Source organism: Streptomyces sp. 3-6 (assembly GCF_056323165.1).
Window position 1 is genome coordinate 146480 of the sequence record NZ_JBWHZP010000005.1, and the last position, 16064, is coordinate 162543.

Sequence of the window (16064 nt, forward strand, 5' to 3'; positions counted from 1 at the left end):
AGTTGACATTCCCTACCGCCCGGTAACAGACTGCGGTTACCGCAAGTAACATCGTACGTGTGCCGCCGCTGGAGGAGTCATGGCCGAGTTCACCATGGAACTCAACGACGAACAGAAGGAGGTGCGGGACTGGCTGCACGGCTTCGCCGCCGACGTCATCCGCCCCGCCGCCGCCGAATGGGACGAGCGTGAGGAGACTCCCTGGCCGGTCATCCAGGAGGCCGCCAAGGTCGGCATCTACTCCCTCGACTTCTACGCCCAGCAGTACTTCGACCCCACCGGCCTCGGCATCCCCATGGCCATGGAGGAGCTGTTCTGGGGCGACGCGGGCATCGCCCTGTCGATCGTCGGCACCGGCCTCGCGGCCGTCGGCGTCCTCGCCAACGGCACCGAGGAGCAGATCGGCACCTGGATCCCCCAGATGTACGGCGACGCCAGCGACGTCAAGGTCGCCGCCTTCTGCTCCTCCGAGCCCGACGCCGGCTCCGACGTGGCCTCCATGCGCACCCGCGCGGTCTACGACGAGGCCAAGGACGAGTGGGTGATCAACGGCACCAAGACCTGGGCCACCAACGGCGGCATCGCCAACGTCCACGTCGTCGTCGCGGTCGTCGACCCGGACCTCGGCTCCAAGGGCCACGCCTCCTTCATCATCCCGCCGGGCACCCCGGGCCTCTCCCAGGGCCAGAAGTTCCAGAAGCACGGCATCCGCGCCTCGCACACCGCCGAGGTGGTCCTGGACGACGTGCGCGTCCCCGGCTCCTGCCTGCTCGGCGGCAAGGAGAAGCTGGACGAGCGCCTGGCCCGCGCCCGGGAGAAGGCGAAGCAGGGCGGCGAGCGCGTCAAGAACGCCGCGATGGCCACCTTCGAGGCGTCCCGCCCCGCGGTCGGCGCCATGGCGGTGGGCACCGCGCGCGCCGCCTACGAGGTCGCCCTGGAGTACGCCACCACCCGGGAGCAGTTCGGCCGCCCGATCATCGACAACCAGGGCGTCGCCTTCCAGCTCGCCGACATGCGCACCCAGATCGACGCCGCCCGCCTGCTGGTGTGGCGCGCCTCCTGGATGGCCGTCAACGGCAAGCCGTTCACGGCCGCGGAGGGCTCCATGTCCAAGCTGTTCGCCAGCGAGACCGCCAAGCAGGTCACCGCCCAGGCGATCCAGATCCTCGGCGGCAACGGCTACACCCGGGAGTACCCGGTCGAGCGGATGCACCGCGATGCCGCCATCTACACGATCTTCGAGGGCACGAGCGAGATCCAGCGCCTGGTGATCGCCCGCACCCTGTCGGGCATGCCCATCCGCTGACCCGTCACACCAGCAGGACACGCGTAGATCAGCACCACGAAGGCGGCCCTCCCGGATCACCGAGAGGGCCGCCTTCGCCGAACTGATCAAGAACTAACCACGTCTGGGAGACTAATGGGAGATCGACTTCTCTCCCGGTATCGACGCTTACGGAGTTGGTCCTTCGTCGGCGTCAGCGGGGGATACGGACCGAACTCCCGCCGGTCCACCACAACCCGCTGCGACGCCTCCCACAACTCCTGCAGATGGTCCGCGATCGCCCGCTCCATAGCAAGCGTCACATGCGAGTACACCCCCTCAATGCCCTGAAGCTCATGCCCCATCCGAGCCTCAACAGCCACCCGGGGATGCCTCCCCTCGTCCAGCCACACCTTCTGACTGTGCCGCAGCCCGTGCGGCGTCAGCCCTTCCACCCCCAGCACCGGACGCACACCCGGCCGCTCCTTCGCCCCACGGACGACAGGCCGGGGCGCCCGGCCGGCCACCATCGGACGCCAGGTCCCCGCATACCAGTCCCCACCCCGCAGCAGCCGGCCGCCCTTCGGCGCCGTGAACACCCACTCGCTGTCCGGCCGAGACTCGATGAGCTGCCGCAGGAGCTCAGCAAGGAACGGCGGAATGATGAGGCCACGACCCGAGTCGTACTTGTTGCCGATCTGCGTGAACTCACCGTCGACGTACTGGGCCTGCTCGACCGAGTGCAGGCGCGCCCCGCGGCCGGTGTCCTCCAGCTCCAGCTGGTCGCGGTGCAGGCCGGCCACCTCGCCGATCCTCAGCCCCGTGTACGCGGTCGCCAGCACGAGGGCGTACTCGTTGAGGCCGCGCAGGGCCAGCCCGTTCAGGGCGATCAGCAGAACCTGCCGCGGCGTGGCAATCGACCTCTCCACTCTGACTCTCGGCTGGAACCGCCCACGCCGTCGGTTCCGGCCCGCGACGACCGGGTTGTCGGCGCGCAGCCGCTCGGCGACTGCGTCTTCCATCAGGATGCGGAACACCGAGACGATGCCCTCGACGGAGTTCTTCGACAGCCCTTCCTTGTCGCGCAGCCTGAGGGTCCACGCGGTTACCGCTGACGGGGTGATGTCCTTGATCGGCACTGACCCCCACTCGGGCAGGATCCGGTTCTTGAGCCGGAGCCGGTACTCCCTGAGGGTGAGCGGGGCCAGGTCGAGGGTCGTCATCCACCGCTCGGTCCAGTCGGCCAGTGTGATGCGGCCGTCGTTCGGGTTGATGAACGTTTTGCGGCGCACATCGACCTCGAGGCCGTGCGCGTACTGCTCGGCTGCCCGCTCGCTGTAGAACGGTTGCCCGTTCTCGTCCTTGGAGACCGACCCCCACTTGCCGTTGGGGAGCTTGTATCGGCCTCGGTACCGCCACTTGCGGGCTCGCTTGTCGTAGCCCCGCTTCTCGCCGTATGCCATGGTCGCCTCGGATGCCTGCGGCCGTCAGCCGGTGACTGTCCGAAGGGCCCGGTAGACGGTGATGTCGTCGAGCCGGCGCCATCCGCGGACTGTGGCGGTGAGGATCTTCTCTAGTGCTTGTGCGCCTTCGGGTGTGACGAGGCGGCTGTCGATGTAGACGTTGAAGCGGCTGTCGGCGCAGTCTTCGACCCAGATGCGCACGTTGTGAGGCATGCGTGAAACTGACACTACCCGCACGGGCATAGGTGTCCCCCAATACCACCGCGGGCGCCCCCCATTGTGGTCAGTTAATGACAGCACATGTCCGGCCGCGGCGGGAGGGAAAGAACGCGACAAGTGTGGATTCGGTTACGCCCCGTTGGCCTTCTTGGGTTCGTCGTCCAGGTCAGGGAGGCGGTGGAGGTTTCGTTCGGCTTTGCGCCACGCGATGAGCGCTTCTTGGATCTGCTCGGGTGTGGCGTCGGGCTGGCCATGGACGACGACGGTCATGCGGACTCCCTTGGCTCCGGGGAGTTGGATGACTTGCGCTTCAAGCAGGGGGTCGTCGCTCTCCAGTTCGTCGACGACGCGCAGGGGGAGCTTGTCGCGCAGCGTGCCCTTGCTGGCGGCCCGGTCGGCTGCGCTCTGATGCGGGGGCGGTGTGGGGGCGGCTTCGCCGCCGTGGAGGATGGCACTGCCGGAGCCGGCTGCCCAGCCGAGGTGGGGTTCGACCTTGGCGAGTGAGGGCGGGATGCGGCTGGGGCGGCGGCTGGGGTCCTCGAGGTTCTGGACGGTGCTTTCACTGATGTCGGCGAGTTCTGCGAGGGCGAACTGCGTGAGGCCGCGGGCTTCGCGGGCCACGCGGATGGCGGTGGCGAGCCGCGGCCATTGCAGGTTGGTCCGGTCCTCTGTCATGGCACCCCATCATGCCGCACGGTTTGGCAACGCGCACCTAGCACATCCCCCAACTGACCAGGATTGATCGGTCTTAGAGGGCGCATTTTTGTTGCCTTGTTAGCCCCTCGTTGCGCCTCCGCAACGTGAGTGCGCCGGTGCACGCCGTGCACCCCTGGCCACGGGTTAGCCGCTCACGCCCCAACGGACACCCAATGAAGCCAGAGAAACACCCAATAAACCCGGACCAACGTCTTGCCTGCTGCCGCTAAATGGGTCTACGTTGGGTCCTGTGAGACCCAACGGAGCGGCAATGAAGGCCATCCGCGAGGCACGGGGGATCAGCCTTCAGCAGCTCGCCAAAGACATCGGCCGAAACCCCGGCTACCTCTCCCGGGTCGAACGCGACCAACAGGGAGCAGGCGACCGGACCCTCCACCTCTACGCCGAACGTCTGAACGTGCCCATCACTGCCATAACCCACAAGGAGACCCCGTGACCAGGAAGAACCTGGGACCCCCGAACGACAACACCCCCACTGAGTCCCGCCGGCAGCCAGTCGACGAACCGGCGCTCATCCTCCAGTTCGCCGCAGTGGTAGAGCAGCTCGCCGCAGTCACCGAGCTGCTCGCCGTGAGGCAGGCGGCCGTCGACCCGGAGATCCAGTGCTTCACCCCGGAGGAAGCCGCTAAGGCCCTCCGCAAGACCGAGAACTGGGTCGTCGAGAACATCCAGCAGGGCCGCATCCCGCACACGTACATCGGCAAGTCGCCGCGCATGACGGCCGCCCACATCCGCTGGGTGCAGAGCCAGGGCGAGCGCGTGCCCCACAAGTACGCCAAGCCCGTCGCCGCCTGAGCCGGCCCGCGCTGCTGCTTGAGCGCATGTGAGGCCGACCCCGCGCCTACGGGACCGGCCTCGTGATCCCCATCCAGAGCACGCAACGAAAGGGACCACCGTGTCCATGATCTCAGACCGGAACGCCTACATCGCCAGCCTGCGGAAGTTCACCGACTGGTTGGAGCAGCACCCCGACGTCTCGACCCCGATGTCCGAGCGCTTCCTGCTGCCCCTCACCACGAACGAGGCTGTGAGGGAGTTCGCCGCCACGCACGGCCTGGACGTCGAGGTGGACGCGAACGGCAACACCGAGGCGGTCCTCCACTTCGGTTCCATCCAGTACGTCGCCTACGGCTACGCGGACTTCATCGAGTTCTGCAAGCAGTCCAGCGAGAAGCAGGCCCGCACGTGGGCCGACAAGAACAACATGGTCATCCAGCCCCGCGACGGCCAGGGCGGTGCGGCATGAGTGACCTGACGCCCGGCTTCCCGCTGGATGACTTCGACCGGATCACCTCCCAGGTCCGCATGCTGTCGCCGCTGGAGACCATGTTCCGCGCGGCGGAGGAAACCCTGCTGGCGACCCGCCCCGAGGGGTTCGAGGTCGAGGAGATCGGCCGGCTGGCCCTGAAGCGGCTGCCCGAGTGCGAGCAGGAGCAGGCGTTGGACGAGCTGCTCTACACGTACTGGGAGGCGCACGCCGCCGACCGGGAGATGTGGGCCCGCCACGACGCGGGAGGCTCGCTGTGAAGGTCAACGGTGCCGCGATCTCGAAGATGGCGCAGGATCTGGCCGCCTACGAGGCACACCCGGATCTCGGCTTCGCCTGCTGCACCGCGCACGCCGTCGCCGACCACGTCCCCGCCCTGCTGGCCGAGGTCCAGCGGATGAGGTCTTCGCGGTGGGACGCCACGAAGGTGACGGCCGATCTGGAGAGCCGTCTGCACGCGATGCACGCGGAACTCACGAGGGCTCGCGCCCGGGTCGCCGAGCTGGAGACCGACCTCGCGGCGAAGGGGCAGGACCACGCCGCCGCCGTGGCGGGTTGGGAGCGCTGCCGCACCTCGCTCAGGGAGGCGACGGAGGAGATCGCCCGCCTGGACTCGGACTTGGGCGGGGCCACTGCCCGCGTCGCCGATCTGGAGGCCCGCGCCGTCGACCGTGCCGAAGTCCTCACCGAGGTCACCACGTGGCTGGTGAAGAAGGCTCGCGAGTTCCGGGCCGCCAACCAGACCGTGCAGGGCGACACCGCTTCGATTCTCGCCTCGAAGATCGAACGAGGCGCAATCCGTGCCAACAACACCCGGATGCTGCCCGCTGACTTCTACGAGCCCGGCCACACCTACACCAACCCCGAGCACGACACCGACTGGAAGTTCCGCGTCGACACCGTCACCACGCACCCCGACAACGGCGAGCGAACGGCCCTCGGCTGGCGGCACTCCCGGGGCGAGTGGGAGCCCTACGCCTACGGCGAGGACGACTACGACGTGCACCGGCACGTCGGGCTCGACGACCGCACTGAGGAGCCGTCGTGACCGGCCAGCCCAAGTCGCCCGCGCCGACGAACCCGCGGGTGGGCCTCAATCCGACGGGCCGGCTGCGCCGGTCGTCGGCCCGCAGCCGCAGGAAACTCGCCCGCCGCGCCGCCCGCGGCGCCACCAAACCCACCCCCAAGGAGACCCCGTGAGCGCCGACATCTACGGCGGGATCAACGTCGACCTCAACGACGGGCCCGTCCGCGCCGAGTTCGACCGCGGCTTCGACGGCCGGGAGCAGGCCCGCCTCGTCATCGGGGAGCCCGGCAGCTCGATCGCGATCACCGTCACCCAGGCCAGCCCGGAAGCGGTCGCAGACCTCGCCGAGGCCGCCGCCCGACTCCTCGCCTGGACGCAGCGCCAGGCCCTCAAGGAGGTGGCGTGACATGGCCACCGTGACCGCACCCGCTGACGTGGTCGAGGAGGCCCTGGTCCGTATCGACGTCGAGGCCCGCCGCCAGTACGGGCCCGACGAGCGGACCTGGACCGGCCCTCAGCTGCGCGACTACCTCCACAACCTTGAGGCAGCCCGCCTCGACCCCGGATGGGTGATCACTCGATGAGCACCTACCTGCATGACGGTGTCGTCTTCGATCTGGCCGTCACCTACACGGATGTGACCGGTGTCGAGTGGCAGTGGACCGGCGACCGCAACGCGGCGGGCGAGCCGCTGATGGGCGCCACGATGCGCGGCAGCAGCTTCTTCCAGCCTGGCGTGCTGTCCCTGCCGGACCTGTACGCCTGGCACGGGCCGCTCATCCCGACCCCGCGTAAGGCGACCGCCTCGATCTACCGGCAGGTGCTGCGGCAGAGGGTCACCCGGTGACCGCGCCCACCCCGGAGACACCGGCGGGCGAGCCGGCCCGGACCGTACCCGCCTGGATCACCGACCCCGACCTCATCGCCTCCATCGAGACCGGACTCATGACCATCGACGACATCACGGGGGAGCCGTGAGCAGCGTGGCGGTGGTGTTCATCGCCGCCGCCACCGTCTTCCTCCTCCTCCACGGCGAACCCATCTCCGCCCGCATCCGAGCACGCAAGGAGCAGCAGTGAGCTTCACCGACCTGATACCGGCCCTGAAGGGCACCGGCCGCCGCCGCGCCGTCGACAAGGTCGCCGAACTGCGCGACGAGAACCGCCGCCTGCTCACGCTCATCACCGGAGCCGACGACGCGTTCGCCCTCCTCCACCAGCAGCTCGCCGAAGCCCACAGCAAGCAGGCCGAAGCGGAAGAGATCGTCGTCCAGCAGCAGGCCGACATCGACGACCTGACCGCCGAACGGGACACGTGGCGGGACGACGCACTCGCCCTACGCGCCCGCTTCGGCCCGCAACTCGCCGCCGAAGCCAACACCAACCGCATCGACGTGCCGCCGATGGTCCGCGACACCAGCGCCATCGAAGACCAGGCGACCGGCCCCATCGACGTCCGCCCCCTCTGGGCAGCCGCCGCAGCCGGACGCCTCGGCCCCGTCACCGACCCCGGCCACATCGGACCCGACGACGACACCCAGCCCATCCCGGCCCCCTGAACCGCCGCCCCGGGCCGGATGACCAAGGCCGGCCCGGGACGGCAACCAAGAACCCCCGAGCGAAGCGACCGCCCGGGGATCCGACACCAGCATCCCACGGAGGGATTCCCGATGATCGACGAGATCACCACCTACACCATGCTCGGCCGCCACGGCGAGCACTACGAGGTGCCCGACGCCATCCAGGCCGCGCCCGGTCTGGTCGTCTTCCGCCTCCCGCACGACCTCGCCCTCAACAACCCCTGCCGCTGGAACATCGGACACCACTCCGGCGGCTGCATCGCCGAGTCCATGCGCCGCGAGAACGCACTCAAGGGCGCCCAGATCATGGCAAGCCTGCACGACTGGACCCAGCAGCCGGCCACCCTCGAAGCCGAAGTCGACCACCGGGCCCTGTTCAACCGGCTCGCCCACGTCGACTGCCTCCCGATCAACACCGAGTACATGCGCGGCGACGTCTCCCGTAACGGCACCTACAACGACGCGGACATCGAGAAGGCCGCCGCCCAGTACACCGCCGACGGCTACAGCGCGGTGGACATCCTTACCGCCATGCACAGCACCGTGCCGTGGATGGGCCTCGACACGAACGACTTCAACGAGGCCCACGACCGCATCGTCACCGCGGCGGGCGCCAACTGACCCACCGCCCACGAGAAGCGCCCCGCCGGGCGGAATCCGGCGGGGCACCCCACCCGAGCATCCCACGGAGGAAAACTCATGAGCACCCTCAAGCCCGTCACCGCCGAAGAGTGGTCCAACGCCCTCGACACCGCGCGCCTCACTCCCGGACCGACGTTCGGCTACGGCCTGGCCACCAGCGGGTGGGAGGCCGCCGTCCATATCGCCACCAGCGACGACCTCACCGACGCCACGCGCGCCGAACTCATCGCCGCCCTGCAGGACTCCATCGACGCCACGGTGCGTCGGGTCCTCGGCCACAGCGGCGAGATCCGCCGACACGAGAACTACGCCGACGGCACCTCGCAGGTCATCACGCTGACCGCCTGACCCGCACCTCCCATACCAGCCGCGTTGAGCCTCCCCCCGGTTCCGCGGCATCCGGGGCCGCCAGCCCTGCACCACCCCCCGGTCAGGGCTGGCGGCCCACAACAACCACACCCGAAAGCAGGAGACATGACCACCCAAACCACCGCAATCCCGGCCCACGTGGCCGCGCACGTCCTCTTCCACTACGGACACAAAGGCATCCCCGCCGGCGACTGGCACGCCGCCCTGATCACCCTCATCGACCGCGCCGACCTCACCGCCGCCAAGCAGCTCGCCACCGCGTTCCCCGACTACGGGGCCGCCGTCCTCCTCGCCAAGTACGACCGCGACGGCATCACCCACCTCCAGAACATCGCCACCGGCCAGAACACCACCGGCCCGCTCGGCTGCCCCCTCTGCGGCGACACCACCGGACCCCACGACCTCCGTACCGGCCTCTGCGAGACCTGCGCCGACGGAGACCAGCAGTGACCGCCGCGGTCGAGGTCGACGCGCAGGTCGTCACGGAGCCCGGCATCTACTCGGGCATGCCGATCGACGTCTACCACGGCGACCCCGTGCCCGGCGGCAGCCTCTCCTCTTCCGGCGCCCGCAAGCTCCTTGACCCCGGCTGCCCCGCCCAGTTCAAACACGACCGCGACAACCAGCAGCCGCACAAGCGTGAGTTCGACATCGGACACGCCGCCCACATGCTGGTGCTCGGTGACGGCCCGGAACTCGAAGTGATCGACTTCCCCGACTACAAGAAGGTCGCCGCCCGCGAACTCCGCGACCTGGCCTACGACGAGGGCAAGACGCCACTGCTCCGCAAGGAGTACGAGCAGGTGACGGCGATGGCCGACGCCATCCGCCAGCACCCCACCGCGGGCAAGCTGTTCGCCCCCGGCAACGGCATCGCCGAACAGTCCCTGTTCTGGCAGGACAACAAGCACGGCGTGTGGCGGCGAGCCCGCCCCGACTGGATGCCCCACCGGCAAGAGAACGGCCGGCTCGTCGTCGTCGACTACAAGACCGCCCGCGCCGTCGACCCCACCGCCCTCCAGCGGGCCGTCTACGAGCACGGCTACCACGCCCAGGCCGCCTGGTACCTCGACGCGGTGAAGGCCCTCGGCCTGGCCGGCGACATCGAGCCCGCGTTCATCTTCGTGTTCCAGGCGAAGACCGCGCCCTACCTGGTGCACCTGGTCGAGCTCGACTTCCCCGCCCTCACGCTCGGCGCGGCCCGCAACGACCGCGCCCTGTCCATCTACGCCGAATGCCAGCGCACCGACACCTGGCCCGGCTTCAACGACGCCATCACCTACCTGCCCCTTCCGCCCTACGCGGAGAAGCGTGACGAACAGGAGTACCTGTGAACCAGCCCATCCCCGTCCCGTCCAACAACGCCCCGGCCCGCATCGGGCAGGGCACCGCGGTCGAGCAGTCGAGGGCCGCCGCCGAAGTCCAGGCCGCCGTCGTCGTCGCCCAGCAGTGCCCCCGCAACATCCAGGCCGCCGTCGCCGAGATGCGCGAATCCTGCAAGCAGCAGGGCCTCGCCGAGCGCGCCTTCTTCCGCTACTCCCGCGGCGGCTCCACCGTCACGGGAGCCTCCGTCCACCTGGCCCGCGAACTCGCCCGCGTCTGGGGCAACGTGCAGTACGGCCTCGTCGAGATGCGCCGCGACGACGACTACGGCCAGTCCGAGATGCAGGCCTTCGCCTGGGACGTCCAGACCAACTCCCGCAACTCCTCAACCTTCATCGTCCCGCACCGCCGCGACACGAAGAACGGCTCCAAGCAGCTCACCGACATGCGGGACATCTACGAGAACAACGCCAACAACGGCGCCCGCCGCGTCCGCGAGGCCATCTTCGCGATCCTCCCGCCCTGGTTCGTCGAGGAAGCGAAGGAGCTGTGCAACCAGACGCTGCGGGACGGCGGCGGTAAGCCGCTCGCCCAGCGGGTCGCCGACGCCATCAAGACGTTCGAGGGCATCGGCATCACCGTCGACCGCATCGAGAACCGCTTCGACCGGCCGTCCGCGAAGTGGACCGAGCACGACGTCGCCCAGCTGCTCGTCATCTACAAGTCGATCCAGCGCGGCGAGGTCACCGCCGAGGACGAGTTCCCGGCCCCCCGCGTCACCGCGGACGAGCTCGTTGGCGGTAGCACGCCGAAGCCGGCCGACACCCCCACCCAGTAGCCCACACCCGCGGGTCGGGGTCCCGCTCGCCGCAAACAAGCGGGGCCCCGGCCCAGATCAGGAGAACACGGCCCCATGACCATCAACCAGACCGACACCACGCAGGCCCTGTCCCGCGAGCTCCTCGACACGCTGATCGACCGCTGGCAGGAAGTCGCCGACGCCTACCAAGCCAAGGCCGACAACCTCGACGACGACCTCACCCGCCGCTACACCGACTACCGGCACATCTACCTGCGGAACATCCGCGACCTGCGCCACCTCCTCGACACCGGCCGCATGCCCTGCTCCCTCATGAACAACGACGAACGCCGCCGCGGCGACTGCGGACGCAACCACGCAGACGAACACGACAAGCACGGGCAGGCCGCACCGGAGACCGCACCGGCCAACGACCCGTGGACCGCCCGACACACCGCCACCTACAGCGAGGCAAACAGCGACACCAAGAAGCAGCCGACCACCGGCCCGTGGTGGGGGCCCGGCGTCACCGCCGAGCAGGCCGCCCTCTCCGTCGTCTCCCTGCACATCGCCCAGGCCTTCATCCAGAGCAACAACGAGGAAGTCCACCTCTGGGCCCGGGAGCTCGCCCACGAACTGAAGCGAGAGCTGTTCGACCTCTCCGGAGACATCGGCCGCCACCTCCTGCGGATGACCCTCCAGCAGCCCGCCCTCAGCGACCACGTCCCCTTCTAGCCCACCCCGCACGGCGGCCGGCCGTACCCGAAATACGGCCGGCCGCCACCAGACAAGGAGACCACGCGATGACCGACTTTTGGCGCCGTCTGCGGGCGGCCCTCACCCACAGCGGCCCCGGCTACGACCTGCCCACGCGAGCCGAGACAGACCTGCGGACCGCGCTCGCCACGCTTGCCGACCGCTGGGAGGAGCACGCCGACGCCCTCTCCGCCGGACTGCCCACCGGCTTCTACGCCCACTTCACCGAGGCACAGGAGCGGCAGGCCACCCGCGCCCCCGCCTACCGCAAAGCCGCCGCCGACCTGCGCGATGTTCTCCGCACCGGCCGCATCCCTCACGACCTCATGACCGACGCCGAGCTTGAGCAGCACGGCACCTCGGCCGCCACCTAGCCCGACCTCGATCGGGGGCCGCTCGCACCCGTAATGCGAACGGCCCCCGGAACCCAGCACACCACACGGAAGGAAGCACGTCATGGCCTGGCACCTCGGCCGCATGGCCGGCTTCGACCTCGAGACCACCGGCCCCGACCCCTTGACCGCCCGCATCGTCACCGCCTGCATCATCCAAGTCGGCGACAAGCAGCCCGCCCAGGCAGCGAACTGGCTGACCGACGTCGACGGGCACGACATCCCCGCCGAAGCCACTGCAGTCCACGGCATCACCACCGAACACGCCCACAAGCAGGGCGTCGCCCTGCGACTCGCCGTCGAGGAAATCCACGGCGCCCTCACCCAGGTGATCCTGTCCGGCATCCCGATCGTCGCGATGAACGCCCGCTACGACCTGACCCTCCTCGACCGCGAAGCCGAACGGTACGGCCTGGACTCGCTCCCGGCAGGCCCGGTCATCGACCCGTTCGTCATCGACAAGGAAGTCGACCGGTACCGACCCGGGAAGCGCACCCTCACCGCCCTATGCGAGCACTACCGGGTCCCTCTCGACGCGGCGCACTCCGCGGACGCCGACGCGATCGCCGCATGCCGCATCGCCTGGAGGCAGGGCGCCACCCACCCGAAGCTCGCCGCCATGAGCCTCGACGAGCTCCACAACGCCCAAATCTGGTGGGCCGCAGAACAGGCCGCGAGCTTGCAGGAGCACTTCCGGAAGACCCGCCCCGACGCCGTCGTCGAGGGCGCCTGGCCCCTCATCCCCCGCCAACTGGAAGGCGCCGTTTCATGAGCTTCATCCAGCCCGCGTTCGACGGCACGGAGATAGCCGCCCCGGCCCCGGCGAAGTCCCGCCGCCGCGTCGACGACTTCGAGGCGTGGGTGGACGAGGTGTGGCCCGCGTTCGTGGCCGCCGCCGACACCGGCCGCCCGTTCACCGTCGACGAGATCAGCCGCACCCACAACCTCCCCGACCCGCCCTCGCCCAAGAGCCAGTGGGGTGGCCTCCCCGGCCGGCTCCAGGACGCCGGAATCATCCGCCACCACGGCTACGGGCAGTCCGCCCGCTGCCGCCGCAGCCTCGTCCACGTGTGGATCGGCGTCCCCGCCGCCCACCGCGAAGCCGTCGCACGACGACGCCGCGAAGACCGCGCCGCAGCACGTGCAGCGCGCGCAGCCGAAAGGCGGGCAGCGTGAAGCTCACCGACGACATCCTCACCGTGCTGACAACCCGCGTCGCTACCGATGGCACCCACCTGGTGCTGACCGGCCCGCGCATGGACCCGAAGCTGTACCAGCGCGTCAACGAGGTCCTCGAAGCAGTCGGCGGCCGGTGGACGACCGGCGCCCAGGCGCACGTGTTCCCCGTCGACGCCGCCGACGCGCTCGCCCCCGTGCTCGCCACCGGCACGGTGGTGACGCTGCGGGAGAAGCGGCAGCAAGCCCAGTACTTCCCCACCCCGGCCGCGATTGTCCAGCGGGTCATCGACCTCGCCGCGATCGAGCCGGGCCTGGAGGTGCTCGAGCCGTCGGCCGGCTCCGGCGCCATCGCCGCCGCGGCAGCCGAGCGGGGCGCGGTCCTCGACTGCATCGAGCAGGACCCCGGGTATGCGGCCGTCCTCGCCGACGCCGGATGCGTGCGCACGCTCACGGTCGCCGACTTCCTCACCGTGCCTGCCGAGCCCCGCTACGACCGCGTGGTCATGAACCCGCCGTTCACCCGCGGCACCGACATGCAACACGTCGAACACGCCCTTCGCTTCCTCAAGCCCGACGGGCTCCTCGTCTCGGTCATGTCGTGGACCGTTGCCGTACACGGAAGGAAGACCGCCGCGTTCCGAGCCCTGGTCGAAGCCCGCGGCGGGACCGTCGAAGCCGTCGCCGAGGGAGCGTTCAGGGAGTCCGGCACCGACGTGCCCACCGTCATCGTGACCATCCCCGCCACCCGGCCCGCCAACGCCCAGCCGACCATCTGGCCCGCACGGAGGACGCCCGCCGTGCCGGAGCCGGAGTTCCAGCACCCGGCAGAGATCGCCCGCGAGATCGCCGACCACCTGCGGGAAGCCATCCTGATCATGGACGACCTGGCCCGCGAACTGGCACTCCCGATCAGCCGAGCCGAACAGGCCCCCGAAGCGGACGTGGTCGACCTGCCCGCGCCGCGCGAGGAGCAGCTCACCTTCGACCTCGGGGAGGCGTCGTGACCGCCGTCCTGTTCCTCGCCTGCTACGGCCTCACCATCGGTGTCGCCGCCGTCATCTTCGCGCTCGCCACCCGCGGGAGGCGGCCGTGACCCACCACGCCGTCGACACCGTCGAGGCCGCGTTCTGGGCCGCAATGGTCTCCGCCGGTCTCATGGCCGCCTGCGCCGCCTACCTGACCATCACAACCGGCTACTGGGCTGCCGTCGCGTGCCTTCGCGCGGCCCGCACCCTCCGCGCCTACCTCCACTACCGGCACCACACCCGTTGCCGCCGCCAACAGATCGCCCGCGAACGCGCACAGATGACCCGGCTCCGCGACGCCATCGACACCGCGCCCCTCATCCCCACCCAACCCGGCACCGACAACGACCTCCTCAACCAGTGCTGGGACGCCTGGAACACCGACACCCAACCCCGGAAGGAGAACCCGTGACCACCGCCCACCCGCCGTCCCGCAACTGCTACCTCTCCGGCTGCCGGGCGGACGGCTGCCGCACAGCCGCCAGCCGCTACACCAAGCAGCTCCGGGTCGAACACGCCCGCGGCCACTACCGCATGACCCACGCCGGACCCGCCCGCCAACGCATCCAAGACCTCATGACCGCCGGCTGGACCCAACGACAGATCGCCCGAGCCAGCGGCGTCGAAGCCGCCAGCATCCACCAGGTCTACGTCGGCGCCCAGGAAAAGACCGCGAAGTGGCGGGCCGCCGCCATCCTCGCCATCCCCGTCACCACCCCGCCCCCCAACACGCACCGCATCGACGCCACCGGCACCCGCCGCCGACTCCAGGCCCTCCGCGTCCTCGGACACCGGCGCTACGACCTCGCCGCCGCACTCGACATCACCGCCGACCGGATCAAGCACATCACCAACGGCAACACCAAGTACGTCACCCCGGCAGAAGCCGCCGCAATCGCCCGCCTGTACCGCCGCCTGTCCGCCATCCCCGGCCCGAGCCAGCAGACCGCCACCCTCGCCCGCAACAAGGGCTGGCACGGGCCCCTCGCCTGGGACGACATCGACGACCCCAACTGTCAGCCCGAAACCTGCGAACGACGACAGGGCGGACCGGGCCGGCGCGAAGCCGTCGACCCGCTCGAGGTCGCCCGCCTCACCCGTGCAGGCATGACCGCCGCCGAAATCGCCATGCGGCTCGGCTGCCACAAGCGGACCGTCACCCGCGCCCGCGGACGCGTCACCCACCACGCGCTCCAGGAGGCGGCATGACCCGCCAGACCCGCCGCCCGCACGGCAACGCCAAGTACCACCTCGAGAAGTGCCGCTGCCTCGCATGCCGCAAGGCGGTCCGCGACTACGAGAACAACCGGTACCGCGCCATGGCCTACGGGCGCTGGCAGCCGTTTGTCGACGCCGAACCCGTCCGCTCTCACGTGCGCGCGCTCGGCGAGTTCGGCATCGGCTGGATGCGCGTCGCCCGCCTGGCCGGCGTCTCCACCGGTGCCGTGTGCAAGCTCCTGTACGGAGACCGGCGCCGCGACCTGCCACCCACACGGCGAGTCCGGCCCGAAACCGCACGCAAGATCCTCGCCGTCCAGCCCACCCTCGACAACCTCAGCGACCGCACACCGATCGACGGCACCGGAACACGACGCCGACTCCAAGCCCTCGTCGCCGCGGGCTGGACCCAGGCCGAGCTGTCCCGCCGCATGGGCATGAACCGCGCCAACTTCAGCCGGATCTTCGTCGGCAACCTCATCGAGGTTGGGACCGCCAAAGCGGTCAGCGCCCTCTACGACCAGCTCTGGCACGTCGACCCGGTAACGGCCGGCGTCCCCGAGCACCGGGCCGCAGCCGCACGCCTCATCGCCGTCTCCAACCGCTGGGCCCCGGTCGGCGCCTGGGACGACGACCAGATTGACGACCCCGACGCCTGGCCCGACTGGACCGGCTGGTGCGGCACCCCCCGAGGCCGCCGCGCCCACTACCGCACCCGGACCCCCGTCTGCCCGCCCTGCCGCCAAGCCGCAACCCAGCAGACCGCGGCCTGACCCGCACGGCAAAGGCCCCGCCACACGGCGGGGCCCACGGAGGAGAGAGGAG

General features: G+C 69.9%; 28 protein-coding genes. 25 read left to right on the top strand and 3 right to left on the bottom strand.

The genetic code is table 11. From position 1 onward, the window contains the following. The first annotated feature begins 79 nt into the window (after positions 1 to 79). Entirely contained in the window at positions 80 to 1306 is a 1227-nt protein-coding gene (locus AC02VZ_RS09565) for an acyl-CoA dehydrogenase family protein (RefSeq protein ID WP_432053650.1), read from the top strand. 86 nt (positions 1307 to 1392) lie between these two features. Here AC02VZ_RS09565 and AC02VZ_RS09570 read toward each other — a convergent pair whose 3' ends face one another. The 3 genes from AC02VZ_RS09570 to AC02VZ_RS09580 all read right to left on the bottom strand — a co-directional run bounded on the left by AC02VZ_RS09570 (position 1393) and on the right by AC02VZ_RS09580 (position 3621). After that, a complete protein-coding gene (locus AC02VZ_RS09570) occupies positions 1393 to 2727 on the bottom strand; it encodes a tyrosine-type recombinase/integrase (RefSeq protein WP_432053651.1) in 1335 nt (444 codons plus the stop codon). Between the two features lie 24 nt (positions 2728 to 2751). After that, entirely contained in the window at positions 2752 to 2940 is a 189-nt protein-coding gene (locus AC02VZ_RS09575; RefSeq protein ID WP_432053652.1) for a hypothetical protein, read from the bottom strand. Between the two features lie 135 nt (positions 2941 to 3075). Further along, positions 3076 to 3621, bottom strand: a complete 546-nt coding sequence (locus tag AC02VZ_RS09580) for a helix-turn-helix domain-containing protein (RefSeq protein WP_476475110.1) — start codon at positions 3619 to 3621, stop codon at positions 3076 to 3078. Between the two features lie 271 nt (positions 3622 to 3892). On the opposite strand from AC02VZ_RS09580, the gene AC02VZ_RS09585 reads away from it, so the two are divergent. The 24 genes from AC02VZ_RS09585 (at position 3893) to AC02VZ_RS09700 (ending at position 16012) form a co-directional block, all read left to right on the top strand. Further along, positions 3893 to 4099, top strand: a complete 207-nt coding sequence (locus AC02VZ_RS09585) for a helix-turn-helix domain-containing protein (protein ID WP_476475111.1) — start codon at positions 3893 to 3895, stop codon at positions 4097 to 4099. Next, the gene (locus AC02VZ_RS09590) at positions 4096 to 4458 is read left to right on the top strand and encodes a helix-turn-helix domain-containing protein (RefSeq protein ID WP_432053655.1); all 363 of its coding nucleotides are present in this window, start codon (positions 4096 to 4098) and stop codon (positions 4456 to 4458) included. The genes AC02VZ_RS09585 and AC02VZ_RS09590 overlap by 4 nt, the downstream gene beginning before the upstream one ends. 100 nt (positions 4459 to 4558) lie before the next feature. After that, positions 4559 to 4909, top strand: coding sequence for a hypothetical protein (locus AC02VZ_RS09595; RefSeq protein ID WP_476475112.1), 351 nt, complete (start codon positions 4559 to 4561; stop codon positions 4907 to 4909). Next, positions 4906 to 5190, top strand: a complete 285-nt coding sequence (locus tag AC02VZ_RS09600; protein WP_432053657.1) for a hypothetical protein — start codon at positions 4906 to 4908, stop codon at positions 5188 to 5190. The genes AC02VZ_RS09595 and AC02VZ_RS09600 overlap by 4 nt, the downstream gene beginning before the upstream one ends. After that, a complete protein-coding gene (locus AC02VZ_RS09605) occupies positions 5187 to 5978 on the top strand; it encodes a hypothetical protein (RefSeq protein ID WP_432053658.1) in 792 nt (263 codons plus the stop codon). The genes AC02VZ_RS09600 and AC02VZ_RS09605 overlap by 4 nt, the downstream gene beginning before the upstream one ends. Next, positions 5975 to 6130 (top strand): hypothetical protein, encoded by a 156-nt coding sequence (locus tag AC02VZ_RS09610; protein WP_432053659.1) that lies wholly within the window; start codon positions 5975 to 5977, stop codon positions 6128 to 6130. Before AC02VZ_RS09605 ends, AC02VZ_RS09610 begins: the two co-directional genes overlap by 4 nt. Beyond that, positions 6127 to 6363: a hypothetical protein gene (locus AC02VZ_RS09615; protein WP_476475113.1), complete on the top strand. Its 237-nt coding sequence runs from the start codon at positions 6127 to 6129 to the stop codon at positions 6361 to 6363. Before AC02VZ_RS09610 ends, AC02VZ_RS09615 begins: the two co-directional genes overlap by 4 nt. 1 nt (position 6364) lies before the next feature. Then, complete coding sequence (locus AC02VZ_RS09620; protein ID WP_432053661.1) at positions 6365 to 6541, top strand: hypothetical protein; 177 nt, start codon at positions 6365 to 6367, stop codon at positions 6539 to 6541. Continuing rightward, positions 6538 to 6804 (top strand): phiSA1p31-related protein, encoded by a 267-nt coding sequence (locus AC02VZ_RS09625; protein ID WP_432053662.1) that lies wholly within the window; start codon positions 6538 to 6540, stop codon positions 6802 to 6804. The genes AC02VZ_RS09620 and AC02VZ_RS09625 overlap by 4 nt, the downstream gene beginning before the upstream one ends. Next, positions 6801 to 6935, top strand: a complete 135-nt coding sequence (locus AC02VZ_RS09630; protein ID WP_432053663.1) for a hypothetical protein — start codon at positions 6801 to 6803, stop codon at positions 6933 to 6935. Before AC02VZ_RS09625 ends, AC02VZ_RS09630 begins: the two co-directional genes overlap by 4 nt. Before the next feature lie 97 nt (positions 6936 to 7032). Beyond that, on the top strand, positions 7033 to 7515 hold the full coding sequence (locus tag AC02VZ_RS09635; RefSeq protein WP_432053664.1) for a hypothetical protein: 483 nt from the start codon (positions 7033 to 7035) through the stop codon (positions 7513 to 7515). A 111-nt stretch (positions 7516 to 7626) separates the two neighbouring features. Further along, on the top strand, positions 7627 to 8157 hold the full coding sequence (locus AC02VZ_RS09640; protein WP_432053665.1) for a hypothetical protein: 531 nt from the start codon (positions 7627 to 7629) through the stop codon (positions 8155 to 8157). A 78-nt stretch (positions 8158 to 8235) separates the two neighbouring features. Beyond that, complete coding sequence (locus AC02VZ_RS09645; protein WP_432053666.1) at positions 8236 to 8526, top strand: hypothetical protein; 291 nt, start codon at positions 8236 to 8238, stop codon at positions 8524 to 8526. Between the two features lie 126 nt (positions 8527 to 8652). After that, entirely contained in the window at positions 8653 to 8997 is a 345-nt protein-coding gene (locus tag AC02VZ_RS09650; protein WP_432053667.1) for a hypothetical protein, read from the top strand. Next, entirely contained in the window at positions 8994 to 9881 is an 888-nt protein-coding gene (locus tag AC02VZ_RS09655) for a PD-(D/E)XK nuclease-like domain-containing protein (protein ID WP_432053668.1), read from the top strand. Before AC02VZ_RS09650 ends, AC02VZ_RS09655 begins: the two co-directional genes overlap by 4 nt. Beyond that, entirely contained in the window at positions 9878 to 10708 is an 831-nt protein-coding gene (locus tag AC02VZ_RS09660; RefSeq protein WP_476475114.1) for a hypothetical protein, read from the top strand. Before AC02VZ_RS09655 ends, AC02VZ_RS09660 begins: the two co-directional genes overlap by 4 nt. 75 nt (positions 10709 to 10783) lie before the next feature. Next, positions 10784 to 11404: a hypothetical protein gene (locus tag AC02VZ_RS09665; protein WP_432053670.1), complete on the top strand. Its 621-nt coding sequence runs from the start codon at positions 10784 to 10786 to the stop codon at positions 11402 to 11404. 68 nt (positions 11405 to 11472) lie between these two features. Beyond that, on the top strand, positions 11473 to 11799 hold the full coding sequence (locus AC02VZ_RS09670; protein ID WP_432053671.1) for a hypothetical protein: 327 nt from the start codon (positions 11473 to 11475) through the stop codon (positions 11797 to 11799). 82 nt (positions 11800 to 11881) lie between these two features. Continuing rightward, positions 11882 to 12589 carry an exonuclease domain-containing protein gene (locus AC02VZ_RS09675; RefSeq protein WP_476475115.1) on the top strand — a complete coding sequence of 236 codons (708 nt, stop codon included), beginning with the start codon at positions 11882 to 11884 and terminating at the stop codon, positions 12587 to 12589. After that, positions 12586 to 12993 carry a hypothetical protein gene (locus tag AC02VZ_RS09680; RefSeq protein WP_432053673.1) on the top strand — a complete coding sequence of 136 codons (408 nt, stop codon included), beginning with the start codon at positions 12586 to 12588 and terminating at the stop codon, positions 12991 to 12993. Before AC02VZ_RS09675 ends, AC02VZ_RS09680 begins: the two co-directional genes overlap by 4 nt. Then, on the top strand, positions 12990 to 14000 hold the full coding sequence (locus tag AC02VZ_RS09685; protein WP_432053674.1) for a methyltransferase: 1011 nt from the start codon (positions 12990 to 12992) through the stop codon (positions 13998 to 14000). The genes AC02VZ_RS09680 and AC02VZ_RS09685 overlap by 4 nt, the downstream gene beginning before the upstream one ends. A gap of 85 nt (positions 14001 to 14085) precedes the next feature. Then, entirely contained in the window at positions 14086 to 14433 is a 348-nt protein-coding gene (locus tag AC02VZ_RS09690; protein ID WP_432053675.1) for a hypothetical protein, read from the top strand. Next, a complete protein-coding gene (locus AC02VZ_RS09695; protein ID WP_432053676.1) occupies positions 14430 to 15230 on the top strand; it encodes a hypothetical protein in 801 nt (266 codons plus the stop codon). The genes AC02VZ_RS09690 and AC02VZ_RS09695 overlap by 4 nt, the downstream gene beginning before the upstream one ends. After that, positions 15227 to 16012: a helix-turn-helix domain-containing protein gene (locus tag AC02VZ_RS09700; RefSeq protein ID WP_476475116.1), complete on the top strand. Its 786-nt coding sequence runs from the start codon at positions 15227 to 15229 to the stop codon at positions 16010 to 16012. Before AC02VZ_RS09695 ends, AC02VZ_RS09700 begins: the two co-directional genes overlap by 4 nt. Positions 16013 to 16064: the final 52 nt, after the last annotated feature.

Excerpts from the sequence above, each read along its gene's own strand:
- AC02VZ_RS09565 (WP_432053650.1), top strand. The coding sequence starts at position 80 with ATGGCCGAGTTCACCATGGAACTCAACGACGAACAGAAGGAGGTGCGG.
- AC02VZ_RS09570 (WP_432053651.1), bottom strand. The coding sequence starts at position 2,727 with ATGGCATACGGCGAGAAGCGGGGCTACGACAAGCGAGCCCGCAAGTGG.
- AC02VZ_RS09575 (WP_432053652.1), bottom strand. The coding sequence starts at position 2,940 with ATGCCTCACAACGTGCGCATCTGGGTCGAAGACTGCGCCGACAGCCGC.
- AC02VZ_RS09580 (WP_476475110.1), bottom strand. The coding sequence starts at position 3,621 with ATGACAGAGGACCGGACCAACCTGCAATGGCCGCGGCTCGCCACCGCC.
- AC02VZ_RS09600 (WP_432053657.1), top strand. The coding sequence starts at position 4,906 with ATGAGTGACCTGACGCCCGGCTTCCCGCTGGATGACTTCGACCGGATC.
- AC02VZ_RS09620 (WP_432053661.1), top strand. The coding sequence starts at position 6,365 with ATGGCCACCGTGACCGCACCCGCTGACGTGGTCGAGGAGGCCCTGGTC.
- AC02VZ_RS09625 (WP_432053662.1), top strand. The coding sequence starts at position 6,538 with ATGAGCACCTACCTGCATGACGGTGTCGTCTTCGATCTGGCCGTCACC.
- AC02VZ_RS09640 (WP_432053665.1), top strand. The coding sequence starts at position 7,627 with ATGATCGACGAGATCACCACCTACACCATGCTCGGCCGCCACGGCGAG.
- AC02VZ_RS09645 (WP_432053666.1), top strand. The coding sequence starts at position 8,236 with ATGAGCACCCTCAAGCCCGTCACCGCCGAAGAGTGGTCCAACGCCCTC.
- AC02VZ_RS09650 (WP_432053667.1), top strand. The coding sequence starts at position 8,653 with ATGACCACCCAAACCACCGCAATCCCGGCCCACGTGGCCGCGCACGTC.
- AC02VZ_RS09665 (WP_432053670.1), top strand. The coding sequence starts at position 10,784 with ATGACCATCAACCAGACCGACACCACGCAGGCCCTGTCCCGCGAGCTC.
- AC02VZ_RS09670 (WP_432053671.1), top strand. The coding sequence starts at position 11,473 with ATGACCGACTTTTGGCGCCGTCTGCGGGCGGCCCTCACCCACAGCGGC.
- AC02VZ_RS09675 (WP_476475115.1), top strand. The coding sequence starts at position 11,882 with ATGGCCTGGCACCTCGGCCGCATGGCCGGCTTCGACCTCGAGACCACC.
- AC02VZ_RS09680 (WP_432053673.1), top strand. The coding sequence starts at position 12,586 with ATGAGCTTCATCCAGCCCGCGTTCGACGGCACGGAGATAGCCGCCCCG.
- AC02VZ_RS09700 (WP_476475116.1), top strand. The coding sequence starts at position 15,227 with ATGACCCGCCAGACCCGCCGCCCGCACGGCAACGCCAAGTACCACCTC.